General features: G+C 36.8%; 9 protein-coding genes. 6 read left to right on the top strand and 3 right to left on the bottom strand.

What is annotated here, in order from left to right; genetic code table 11:
* Positions 1-6 precede the first annotated feature (6 nt).
* On the bottom strand, positions 7-984 hold the full coding sequence (locus HN014_RS03160) for a M23 family metallopeptidase (protein WP_176027442.1): 978 nt from the start codon (positions 982-984) through the stop codon (positions 7-9).
* Between the two features lie 211 nt (positions 985-1195).
* Here HN014_RS03160 and alaS point away from each other — a divergent pair, with 211 nt between their 5' ends.
* The gene (alaS, locus tag HN014_RS03155; RefSeq protein ID WP_176027441.1) at positions 1196-3829 is read left to right on the top strand and encodes an alanine--tRNA ligase; all 2634 of its coding nucleotides are present in this window, start codon (positions 1196-1198) and stop codon (positions 3827-3829) included.
* A gap of 125 nt (positions 3830-3954) precedes the next feature.
* Positions 3955-4902 carry a GSCFA domain-containing protein gene (locus HN014_RS03150; RefSeq protein ID WP_176027440.1) on the top strand — a complete coding sequence of 316 codons (948 nt, stop codon included), beginning with the start codon at positions 3955-3957 and terminating at the stop codon, positions 4900-4902.
* A gap of 63 nt (positions 4903-4965) precedes the next feature.
* Here the strand turns inward: HN014_RS03150 and HN014_RS03145 are convergent, their stop codons facing one another.
* On the bottom strand, positions 4966-6144 hold the full coding sequence (locus HN014_RS03145) for a DUF3103 family protein (RefSeq protein ID WP_176027439.1): 1179 nt from the start codon (positions 6142-6144) through the stop codon (positions 4966-4968).
* A gap of 262 nt (positions 6145-6406) precedes the next feature.
* Complete coding sequence (locus HN014_RS03140; protein WP_176027438.1) at positions 6407-8164, bottom strand: aromatic amino acid hydroxylase; 1758 nt, start codon at positions 8162-8164, stop codon at positions 6407-6409.
* A 116-nt stretch (positions 8165-8280) separates the two neighbouring features.
* Between HN014_RS03140 and HN014_RS03135 the strand changes: the two genes are divergently transcribed.
* The 4 genes from HN014_RS03135 to paaA all read left to right on the top strand — a co-directional run bounded on the left by HN014_RS03135 (position 8281) and on the right by paaA (position 12874).
* The gene (locus tag HN014_RS03135) at positions 8281-9960 is read left to right on the top strand and encodes a T9SS type A sorting domain-containing protein (protein ID WP_176027437.1); all 1680 of its coding nucleotides are present in this window, start codon (positions 8281-8283) and stop codon (positions 9958-9960) included.
* Positions 9961-10074: 114 nt separating this feature from the next.
* Entirely contained in the window at positions 10075-10644 is a 570-nt protein-coding gene (locus tag HN014_RS03130; RefSeq protein ID WP_176027436.1) for a TetR/AcrR family transcriptional regulator, read from the top strand.
* A gap of 96 nt (positions 10645-10740) precedes the next feature.
* Positions 10741-11814 carry a 1,2-phenylacetyl-CoA epoxidase subunit PaaE gene (gene paaE / locus HN014_RS03125; protein ID WP_176027435.1) on the top strand — a complete coding sequence of 358 codons (1074 nt, stop codon included), beginning with the start codon at positions 10741-10743 and terminating at the stop codon, positions 11812-11814.
* Positions 11815-11917: 103 nt separating this feature from the next.
* Positions 11918-12874, top strand: a complete 957-nt coding sequence (gene paaA, locus HN014_RS03120; RefSeq protein WP_176027434.1) for a 1,2-phenylacetyl-CoA epoxidase subunit PaaA — start codon at positions 11918-11920, stop codon at positions 12872-12874.
* Positions 12875-12889 lie beyond the last annotated feature (15 nt).

Genomic DNA, 12889 nt, shown 5'->3' with positions numbered 1-12889 from the left:
GTGTGTTTAATCTAGAGTTTCATTGATTAGGGATGAGGCTTTAAGCATTTCATTAAACTCCTCAGAGGTTAAACTACCATAGTAGAAATTACGAGGATTAATTCGCTCTTTTCCTTTAAAAATTTCATAATGTAGATGCGGTGCTACAGATCGTCCTGTACTACCGACAAATCCGATAATATCTCCTCGTTTTACTTTTTGTCCCTTCTCTACATTGTATTTACTTAAGTGAGCATACAAGCTGACATAATTAAATCCGTGATCAATTCGAATGTGCTTTCCGTATCCCGATGAATTAGAATCAGCACGGGTAACCACACCATTTCCAGAGGCGTATACGGGAGTTCCTGTATTTGCAGAGAAATCCATTCCGTAGTGGAATTTTTTAGCTTTTGTAAAAGGATCACTTCTCCATCCGTATCCGGAAGCCATTCTTTTCAAGTCAGAATTAGCAATAGGTTGAATGGCAGGAATAGTACTTAATAAATCTTCTTTTTGCTCAGCCAGCTTGGCAATTTCATCTAATGATTTAGACTGTACTACAATCTGTTTCGTAATCTTGTCAATCTGCTTAGTAGCGCGAATAATAATCTCAGAATTGTCAAAACCTTCCAGGTCTCTATAGCGGTTTACACCTCCGAATCCCGCATTACGCAATTCTTTAGGAATTGGTTTTGCTCCAAAATATAAACGATATATGTTATCATCTCGTTCTGCAACTTCTTGTAGGATGGCTTCATCTCGCTTTAGTCGCTTGTTCAGTAATTCGAACTGAAGCTTCATGTTATCCAGTTCCCTTTTATATGCTTTTTCTTTAGGAGTCTGTAATTGCGGGATATTTAAGTAGATAACCAGTAGGATAAAACCAGCTAAAAACGCACCGAGAACCCCCAAAATCGCAAGACCAATTTTATGACCTTTTTTGTATTCTATTTTGCGATAAGAAAGCGTCTCACTGTCGTAGTAATATTTAACCTTTGACATAATCTAAAATATACTATTTTTGCAGGATAATAGCCGAAAAACGACATGCTTATATCCATGTGATCGGAACAAATATAATAAAATGTATTAAAGATCAGAAAAAGCTGACATCGGATGCAGCTTCTCTATTGATCAAGATATAATATAGTAACGTTTTTTTTGCAGATTTAATATATATTGTTGTTGGCTGATAAGTAATAAAATAAAACTCATGAGATCCCAAGAAATTAGAAAACAGTTTTTAGACTTTTTTACATCCAAAAAACATGGCATTGTCGCCTCAGCACCAATGGTGATTAAAGACGATCCTACTTTGATGTTTACAAATGCCGGGATGAATCAGTTTAAAGAATTCTTTTTAGGAAATGGTACTCCTAAGAATAATCGTATTGCAGATACCCAAAAATGTCTGAGGGTTAGTGGTAAGCACAATGATCTGGAAGAGGTAGGGATGGATACGTATCATCATACCATGTTTGAGATGCTGGGGAACTGGAGTTTTGGGGATTATTTTAAAAAAGAAGCCATCCAATGGGCGTGGGAATTACTGACGGAGGTATATGGTATCGATAAAGATATTTTATATGTTTCTGTTTTTGAAGGTTCCAAAGATGATAATCTGGAGATGGATCAGGAGGCATATGATTTGTGGAAGGAAATTGTTCCTGAGGATAGAATTATTATGGGGAATAAAAAAGACAATTTCTGGGAAATGGGAGATCAAGGACCTTGTGGTCCATGTTCTGAAATCCATGTGGATATTCGATCCGAAGAAGAGAAAGCAAAAGTTCCGGGACGTGATTTGGTTAATCAGGACGATCCACATGTGGTAGAGATCTGGAATTTGGTATTTATGCAGTTTAATAGAAAAGCCGATGGGAGTTTGGAAAAATTACCGGCACAGCATGTAGATACCGGAATGGGATTCGAACGATTATGTATGGTTTTGCAAGAAGAGAAATCTAATTATGATACAGATGTCTTTACCCCTTTAATCAGAGAAATAGAAACAATAACCAATACGAATTATGATAAAACTACACTGCCTACAGAAGCAAATGGAAAAGTGAGTGTAGCAATTCGGGTAGTAGCCGATCATGTCAGAGCAGTGTCCTTTTCGATTGCAGATGGGCAATTGCCTAGTAATACAGGAGCGGGGTATGTTATTCGTAGGATTTTGAGACGTGCCATCCGATATGGGTACACCTTTCTAAATACTAAAGAACCTTTTATTTATAAGTTAGTAGATATATTGAGTTCTCAGATGAGTGATGCTTTTCCAGAGTTAAAAGCACAGAAGAATCTGATTGTTAATGTAATTAAGGAAGAAGAACAATCTTTCTTAAGAACATTAGATCAGGGATTGGTGTTGTTGGAAAATGTTATAAAAGATACCAAAGGAACAACCATATCAGGAGAGAAAGCATTCGAATTGTATGATACCTATGGCTTTCCGATTGATCTGACCGCTTTGATTTTGAGTGAGCAGGGATATGATTTGGATGAAAAAGGATTTGAAAAAGAGTTGCAGAAACAAAAAGAACGTTCTCGTGCTGCATCTCAGGTGTCTGCCGGAGATTGGCAAATTCTTTTAGAAAATAATGAAGAAGAGTTTATTGGGTACGATCAGTTATCATCGACAGTACGGATCACCAGATATAGAAAAGTAGATAGTAAAAAAGACGGTTCTTTATATCAGTTAGTCTTTGATAAAACACCGTTTTATCCAGAAGGAGGAGGACAAGTGGGAGATAAAGGATATATAGAGGAACCTAATGGAGATGTTGTGTATGTAATCGATACCAAAAAAGAAAATAACCTGATTATTCACTTTACCAAAAACCTTCCTAAAAACTTAGAGAAAGAATGTAAGGCAGTAGTTGATAAAAATCAGCGGGCAAGATCCGCATCAAACCATACGGCAACCCATTTATTACATCAGGGGCTTCGTTCGGTGTTAGGGACTCATGTGGAGCAGAAGGGATCAATGGTGCATAGTGGAAATCTGCGTTTTGATTTTTCTCATTTTTCCAAGGTTACAGATGATGAATTACTACAGGTAGAAGAGTTTGTAAATGCCAGAATACGGGAAAATCTGCCATTAGAAGAAAAACGATCTATTTCTTATGATCAGGCAATCGAGGAAGGAGCGATTGCATTATTCGGAGAAAAATATGGGGATACGGTGAGGGCAATTCGATTTGGGGAGTCTATGGAACTTTGTGGAGGAACCCATGTAGAGAATACCAGAGATATATGGCATTTTAAGATAACATCAGAGGGAGCAGTTGCTGCAGGAGTGCGTCGTATTGAAGCGATTACCAGTGATGCGGCTAAAGAGTATTTTACAACACAGTCAGAAGCATTTTCTGAAGTAAAATCAGTGCTTAAGAACCCTAAAGATCCTATCAAGGCAATTGTTTCTTTACAGGAAGAAAATACAAGTTTGAAAAAACAAATAGAAGCATTATTAAAAGATAAGGCAAAAAACCTTAAAGGAGAACTTAAAAATGCATTTGAAGAAGTAAATGGTGTTAAGTTCTTAGCAAAAAAAGTAGATCTGGATGCTTCGGGAATCAAGAATCTTTCGTTCGAATTAGGAGGTGAGATGGAGAATATGGTCGCGTTTTTCGGAACAGAACAGAATGGAAAAGCCTTATTGTCTTGCTATGTGTCTAAAACATTAGTAGAAGAAAAAGGACTGAATGCAGGACAGATGGTACGTGAATTAGGGAAGTATATCCAGGGAGGCGGAGGAGGACAGCCATTTTATGCAACTGCAGGAGGTAAAAAACCTGAAGGAATTGAAGAAGCACTCGAAAAAGCCAAACAATATCTGAACTAAAAAAAATGATGTATATTGTTTTTGTATAAGATATGAGAGGGTGTAGCGTTTTTAATAAAAAAAGCTTGTTTCGAAATTGGATAGTATCTTTTCAATAAATAGTATCGTGTAAAATAAGATCGGTTATGAATTTACAGACCAAAATACAGTTACAGCCTCAGGAGCATAAAATTGATTATACCTCAGAAGTAGTATTGTTAGGATCTTGTTTTGCAGAAAATATTGGGAGTAAATTTTCGTATTATAAGTTTAAATCGCTGATCAATCCGTTTGGAATTCTTTTTCATCCTAAAGCCATAGAAACTTTTTTGTGGATGGCTACTCAGGAAGAGCAGTATACAGAAAGCGATCTTTTCCAATACAATGAATTATGGCACTGTTTTGATGCGCATTCCAAATTGAGTACGGCTAATAAAGAAGAGCTGTTAGCGTTGTTGAATGACACACTTGTTACTACTCGTGCCAGATTGAAGACCGCTACTCATGTGTTTATTACATTAGGTACTGCTTGGGTATATCGGTTACAGGCATTGGATATGATTGTAGCGAATTGTCATAAGATCCCACAGAAAGAATTTAGAAAAGAGTTGCTATCAGTGGATGAAATTAGTCAATGTATTCAGAACAGTATTCATTTGATACGAAGTCTTAATGACAAAATAACTGTCACATTTACAGTATCGCCTGTTCGGCATAGTAAGGATGGATTTGTAGAAAACTCAAGAAGTAAATCTCATTTATTGACCGGGCTTCATCAAGTATTGGATAATGATCCCGGAATAGGATATTTTCCTGCATATGAGATTGTGATGGATGAATTGAGGGACTACCGGTTCTATGAAATGGATATGCTTCATCCAAATGAATTAGCGATTAATTATATTTGGGAGCGATTCTCGTATGTTTGGCTTTCTGAAAATATTCAGCAAACGATGAAACGTGTAGAAGAGATTCAACGAGGAATGTCCCATAGAGCTTTTAATCCGGATAGTGAACAACATCTCAGGTTTTTAGAAAGATTAGAAGAAAAAAAGCTTCAGTTAAAAGAACAATACGCACATATTACTTGGTAATAAAAAAAAATAAAAAAGGGAAATATAAACATATTTCCCTTTTTATTGCATTCATTTTATTGGTTAATTCTCCGGAATGAACAAAGGAGAGAACGTTGCTTTCGCATTCCCTGCAGCTCCGATATGATCCGTGTAATGTTTGTTTTTTTCAATAGTGTAAAAAGAATCTACATAGTCATCGCTATTGGTATACCACTCATCTGGCATAGCCTGAATAATAGCTCCGGCAACCTGACCTAAAACGGAAACCCATGGCTGAGCTGAGACAGCTCCAATGATTTTAAAAACACCGTCTACGATAACAGAAACAAGATTTTTATAGTTGTGGTTATCATCTTTTTCAAATAATTGGATATTAGCAGCTTGGTATTTGTAGTCTTCCCAGAATAACAATACCTGGTTAGGATAGTAATCTTTTCCCTCGTGATCTAAATAATACATTGGTATGATCTTGATTTCCGGATCATTTCCAGCATTCTTTATTCCAGAGGTAATCGCATAAATTTCGGCAGCTCCGCTAATCCAGGGCTCCTCATCATTATTAAGTCTGATTTTATCCAATTTTGTAGTTTCAAGACCCGCATTGATTTTAGCTGTAGGTCGTAGATCCATCTTTTGAGTAGCAAATCGATCGTTTTGCAGTCCAGAAAGTTGTAATTGAGTATTCATATAGTCAACTTCTGCTTTTAATACTTCGTATCCTTTAGTTTCTATGACAATAACAGGAAGATCAGGAGCATTTTCAGGATCTAACTCAACTGCTTTCTTATCTAATGTATAAGCAGTGATTGTTTTCCATTCGCTTTCATCTCCTTCTGGGGCAAAAGAAATAAGAATATCCTCTGTGTTGATGCTTTTTTTATTCGCTGGGCGATGCATCCATAATTCAGGAATTTCAAAAGAGTCTGCAGTGTAGTTTTTACTCTGTTTTTTGGAAGTCTCGATACTCTTAATAAGTGATTTGTAAGCCGTGTGATGAGAGAAAGAGTTTTGTTGTTGTAATAAAGTAGCGAGTTTGATTCCAGGAGTATTGTTGTTACTTAATTCCTGTACAATTGTTGTGCTGAATGAGGGACTGTTTAAGAGATCGATAAGATCAAATGCCATCTTTTTCTTATCAATTCCTGATAACTTAGGTACTTCAGTATCATTTGCAGGTTCAAAAGTGGTCTTTTCTGATTCACAACTAATGTGTAGCATGATCAGAATTAGGGCGGTAATTGTGAAAATAGTTTTTTTCATAATACGTAAGTGAATTTGTTATATGTTAAGGCTTTAAAATTAGGGAATTAAGCTGATGCAGCTATGAGCCTCATGCACAAAAGAAAGGTGGTTTTACCGCATGAATTCATGCGGTATTTATTTGGAAATGATCAAAAAATTATGCATGCATAATAAAATAATGTAAAAAGAGTTTTTGTTGTTGTAATTGTCTTGTTGTTAGTTGCTTAGTTGTGGGTTTTTTGTTTGGAATAATATAAAAAGACCTGAAGAAATAAAATAATTAGACAGAAACTGGAGTATTTGCGATTTGAATCCCACTTTCTATTAAATGACGAATTTCTTCTCTTTTTTCTTTTAAATTAGTAAGATGCTCTACGATTAAAGTGTTTAATCGAATGTCCTTATTATATGTTAGTTCATAAATTTCCAGAGGAAGTAACCAGTCATCAGGAAACTCCTGTTTGAGAATGTCAAAAACTGCATCCAGAGAAAACTTAGTATTGTTTCCTTCTCGGATGTTCCTTACAGATTGATATAGTTCATGTAATTCCAGTTCTTTGGTATTATACTCTTTTTTTACAGTTGTAGATGAAGATTTGTGAGTAATAAGGTCAAAAGAGTAATCGTCTGCAGGTCCTGAAAAAGCGGAGACTACTTCTTTTCCAACAGCGAGGTCAAATGTTCCCCATTCGGGACGGAATAGAAACTCGTCTTTATATTTAATGGTGCATTCTTTGAATTGAATAATGATCAACTCGCCCTGGATATTTCTCATACCAGTCACATTGAGTCCGGCAACTGTAATGCCACTCTCAAATTCGAATTCGATATATTCCCCATCGTAGAAATGATATGCTTTGAGGTCTCTTGGAGACATGTTTTCAATAGCAAGGTTGATTCCTTTTAGTTTTCCCAGTGGAGATCGGAATCCGTTAGGATGTGCGTCGACTCCGTGTCCGATAATTTCTTTTTCTCTAAAAGATAATGCTGTTTGTCCTTTTGTTTCAAAATAAATGACTTCATTATCTTCATTCGTAATCATACGACTAAAGACTCCTGAAATTTGTAAACCTGTGCTTAGTTCAATAGTTCCCAGGTTTTCGGATTCGATGAGCTTGGCTAGTCCCCGATGCCCCCCTTTTCGCAAAGCCATCGAATTAGCAAATTCTTCTAATACCTGACATAGATAAGCAAAGTCAGGTGTTACATAAAGTTGTGGTTGTGGTTTGGTGATATCAAAATCCTGAAAAGCTGCTTCTGGAGAGTAAGCAATTTTTTTTACCTGATCTGTCATACACCATTCGCTTTCTCCTATAGAAGAGAGTAATCCTGCACCATAAATTTTAGGGTCATCCACAGTGTTGATTAAACCATACTCGACAGTCCACCAATGTAGATTACGGATCAGAGACATTTCAGAAGGAGTGGATTTTTCATTTTGTAAAGCCTCCACTTTTTTTTCAGCAGCTTCAATTTCTGTTTTAGGGGTTCCAGGAGCTTCTTTTAGAATGGATAAAAGGCGAACAGCTTCATACATTTCATAGTCCTTTTTAGAGGAAATGGCTTTGCATCCTATTTTTCCAAAACGCCTAAGATATTCTGCGTAATCAGGATTCGCAATAATAGGAGCATGTCCTGCTGCTTCATGAATTATATCTGGAGCAGGGGTGTATTCTATGTTTTCTAATTGTCGGATATCAGAAGCAATAACGAGAATGTTATATGCCTGGAATTCCATAAATGCATTCGGAGGAATGAAACCGTCAACGGCAACAGCCGCCCAACCAATTTCTTTCAGAATACGATTCATGCCATACATACTGGGAATTGAATCAATAGAAATTCCTGTTTGCTGCAGTCCTTTTATGTAAGATTCATGAGCAACTTTGCTTAAAGAGGCTATGTTTTTTCGCATAACATAACGCCAAACAGCCTGATCCATCGGAGTATATTCCTCATAATTTTGAGGCTTTATAAACTGTTTAAGATGTGGAGGTAGTTTGTCGATTAGCGGATTAGACTCTATTGATGGCTCCATGTTGATGGTTAAAATTTATAAAAAAGTTTTAGATTCGAAAAATAATAGTTTTATTTTGAACTAAGTGGGTGAAGCTTGTTAATTTTGAAAAACCCATAACACAAATGTCTTAACTTATGAGAATAATATTCATAGTCTGTTTTTTAATGTCTGTGCTAACGACTCAGGCACAGATTAGCAATCAGGGGATTCCTGTTAGTTGGTCAATCACTAAAAAGCAGCAAGTAGCGCCGATTTATATGCCCTCTTTTGATTTGAGAAAAGTACAGGCAGAAGATCGTATTAATGATAGGTATAGTACCAAAGCTTGGAGATTTGGTTACGAATTTAGTGTAGATATAGGATTGGGTAATGCCGGAAAATGGGAAGAACTCCCTAATGGAGATCGATTGTGGCGGGTATTAATCGTTTCTAATGGGGCTAAGACATTAAACTTTGTTTTTGATCGATATAAATTACCAGAAGGAGCTACTGTATACTTGTATAATGATGAGCGAACATTTAAACTAGGAGCGTATACCAGTTTGATGAATAATGAGAATGAGTCATTAGGAACGTGGTTAGCCGATGGAGATCGGGTCTGGATAGAATATTATGAGCCTGCTGAGGTTCGGGGAGAAGGGAAACTTCATCTGGGAACGGTGGTACACGGCTATCGAAGTGTAGCGAATTATAAAAGAACTCAAAAAGCACTGAATGATTCTGGAGATTGTAATTTAGATGTGAATTGCTCTGTGGGAGAGGATTTTGATACTCTTAAGGAACAGTTAAAAAAATCCGTAGGGATTGTCATTGTAGGGAGTAATGGTTTTTGCACGGGTGCACTGGTTAATAATACGAATAATGATAAGGCTCCCTATTTCTTGACAGCAAATCACTGCGAAGGGAATGTCGTTAATTGGGCATTCCGTTTTAATTGGGTCAGCCAGAATACAGTTTGTGCTTCTACAGATGATAGTATCGATAATGGAGAAGAAGAGTATTATCAGACAACAAGTGGAGCCAGGGAATTAGCTTCTAATGTAGCCTCTGATTTTAAGCTTCTGGAAATAAAAGGCGGATTGGATAAAGCATGGGATTTAGAATGGGCAGGATGGGATAGAACAGACAATATGCCGTCCTATGTAGTGAGTATTCATCATCCTAATGGAGATATTATGAAAGTATGTAGGGATGATAGTGGGGTTATTAAGGCAATCAATAATGGTGCAGCAGTAGAAGGTTTTGAAGCAGAAACTTGGGAAATTACTGCCGAAGGAAATGGTTGGGAATTAGGAGTCACAGAAGGAGGATCATCAGGAGGTCCCCTGTTTAATGAAGAAGGGCTGTTGATTGGTCAATTGTACGGAGGAGATGCAGCGTGTAGATTTGATGAGACGACAGTAGATAATAACCTGAAGGATTTCTATGGGAGGTTTGCCGTTTCGTGGAATGAAGGGATGACGAGAGAAACGCGCTTGTCAGATTGGTTGGATCCAACAGGAACCGGAGTGGAAAAATTAAAAATGCTATCAGAAGCTATAAAAAAAGGAGAAGAGAATGAAGGAGGGATTGTATTGTATCCTATACCGGCTTCTGATATTGTGAACGTAGCAAATTTAGGAACACAGCGATTTTTTTATGAGATTTTTGGAATAAATGGACAGCGAGTGAAAAAAGGAGTGGTGAATTCGCTGGAGCAGAGTGTCGATATTAGTTCCTTGTCGAATGGAGTATATTTTATGTTATTAAAAGAAACAGAAAATGCAGCGTTAGCGATCTCAAAAAAACTGGTTGTGAGAAAAGAAAAAGCATAAAGAAATCATTTTTATGATCAAATATGACCAGCGGAAGTCATAATGAAGGATTTTAGAGAGAAACAATCGTTTATTAGAGATTATAATTTATTTTTGAAATAAATTATAGAACAGATGAAACCCGAAAGTAGAAAACAAGAAATCATTAATGCAGCATCCGTACTTTTTAAGGAGAAAGGATATAGTGCTGTTACTATGAGGGATTTGGCGAGAGCTATGGGGATTAAAGCAGCAAGTTTATACAATCATATCCAGTCTAAGCAAGAAATTTTATCGACTATAATTATTGATCTGGCAGAGGAGTTTACAACAGGAATGAACCAAATAGCAACCTCTGAAGAGACGACAATTCAGAAATTAGAGAATATTATAGCATTGCATATTGATGTGACACTCAGGAATGCAGATGGCTTAGCTTCTCTTAATAATGATTGGATGCATTTAGAAGAGAAAAACTTACAATACTTCGAGAAAATGCGCCATGAATATGAAGAAAACTTCAGTGACATTATCAGAAAAGGAGTGAAGGAAAAAGAGATAAAACCATATAATATTGATATCATGGTTTTTTCTACATTATCTACTCTGAGAACATTGTATTTGTGGTACCCTAAGCAAGGAACGATTGATGCAGAAATCTTAAAAAAAGATATGATTTCGGTCTTGCTTAAAGGGGTGATTTAGGGTTATTTAAAATAATTCTAAATTAATAAAGGTGTTTGCTAACAAAACTAACAATTGTTAGTTTTGTTATAAGTTAACGTTGTATATAGCAAATGCATGAATGATTTTTATACCATAAAAGTAGCAGAAGTAACAAAAGAAACGAACGAGTGCACCTCGTTGACTTTTGATATCCCTCAGGAACTCAAGGAGAAATTCGCTTATAAACAAGGGCAGTATTTGACTCTAAAAGCAATGATTAATGGAGAAGAAGTTCGGAGGTCTTATTCGTTATGCTCCAGTCCGGTAGAAGATAAATGGCAGGTAGCCGTAAAGCAGATAGAAGGAGGGCTGTTTTCTACTTATGCGTGCACAGACATAAAAGCAGGAGATGAATTAGAAGTATTGCCTCCTAATGGTAACTTTTATACAGAAGTAGATACTACCAAATCAAAAGACTATATCGTATTTGCTGCGGGGAGTGGAATTACGCCTATTTTGTCTATTATCAAAACCCATTTAGCAAAAGAACCTAATAGTACCTTTAAGTTGTTTTACTTGAATCGTACTGTAAAATCCATTATCTTTAAGGAAGAAATAGAGGCGCTTAAGAATACGTATTTCGGAAGGTTTGAAATATTTTATTTCCTGACCAAAGAACACAGAGATATACCATTGCTTAATGGTAGATTTACTTCAGAAAAACTACAAATACTGGCAAGTAAAGTAATCGATATAAAAGAAGTTGATGAGTGCTTTATTTGTGGTCCGGAAGAGATGATATTTTTAATACGTGATGAATTGGCAGCAGCAGGATTGCCCAAAGAGAAAATTCATTACGAATTATTCTTTACCGGAGGAAGTGATGCAGATAAAGCAAAAGCAGCTAAAATTGCAGAACAAAAATTCGAAGGAACAAAAGTAACCATCATTGATGGAGGGAAAGAATTTCATTTCGCCATGGATGATGAACACGATAATATTCTCGATGGGGCTCTTGCAGCAGGAGCAGACCTTCCATTTGCATGTAAAGGAGGCGTTTGCAGTACCTGTAAATGTAAGGTCGTAGAAGGAACTGTAGAAATGAAAATCAACTACGCACTGGAGAAAGATGAAGTAGAAAAAGGACTTGTGCTATCATGTCAGGCAGTACCAACTGCAGAAAATGTTGTGGTTGATTTTGATGTGTAACCTATTTTGACCAGATCAAAAAAAGGTAAAATGAATAGTACCTGCTATGGATAGGTGCATTTCTGAAAAAAATAAAATCGAATAATCTAAATAACCTGGTGTTATGAGTGAAAAAGAGATTAAGAACTTAGAAGAGCTTTTCGAGCAAAAAATTGCCCGGGATGAAAAAATTGAACCTAAGGATTGGATGCCCGAAAAGTATCGCAAAACACATATCCGTCAAATTTCTCAGCATGCACATTCTGAGATAATAGGAATGCTTCCGGAAGGGAATTGGATTACCAGGGCTCCTTCTTTACGAAGAAAAGTGGCATTGTTAGCGAAGGTACAGGATGAAGGAGGACACGGCTTATATCTGTATAGTGCTTGCGAAACATTGGGGATATCAAGAGAAGAATTATACGAACAATTGCACTCTGGAAAAGCAAAATACTCCAGTATCTTTAATTACCCTACAGTGACGTGGGCAGATATAGGAGCTATTGGATGGTTAGTAGATGGAGCAGCTATTATTAATCAAGTACCATTATGTAGTACCTCATATGGACCATATGCCAGAGCAATGATCAGAGTATGTAAAGAAGAAAGTTTCCACCAGAGACAAGGATACGAGATCATGCTTACATTGGCCAAAGGAACTCCTGAGCAAAAAGCAATGGCGCAAGATGCATTAAACCGTTGGTGGTGGCCTTCATTAATGATGTTGGGACCTACAGATGATGTATCTGTTCACACGGCGCAATCCATGAAATGGAAGCTAAAAAGAAAGACCAATGACGAACTACGTCAGCAGTTCATTGATCAGACAGTACCACAAGCAGAATTGATCGGATTGACCATTCCTGACGAAGACCTAAAATGGAATGAAGAAAGAGGGCATTATGATTTTGGAGAAATAGACTGGGATGAATTCTGGCAGGTAGTAAAAGGTCACGGTCCTTGTAATAAAAAAAGGATGGCAGATAGAGTCAATGCTTGGGAAGAAGGAGAATGGGTGCGTGATGCCGCAGTAGCGTACGCAGAAAAAAAGGAGAATAGAAACCTTCAGAAAGCAATATAATCAGTAGATAAAAAA

Origin of the sequence: Aquimarina sp. TRL1 (assembly GCF_013365535.1) — a bacterium.
In the GTDB taxonomy this organism is placed as follows: Bacteria; Bacteroidota; Bacteroidia; order Flavobacteriales; family Flavobacteriaceae; genus Aquimarina; species Aquimarina hainanensis.
Note: the sequence above shows the minus strand (reverse complement) of the source record. Positions and strands in the feature narration are given on the sequence as shown.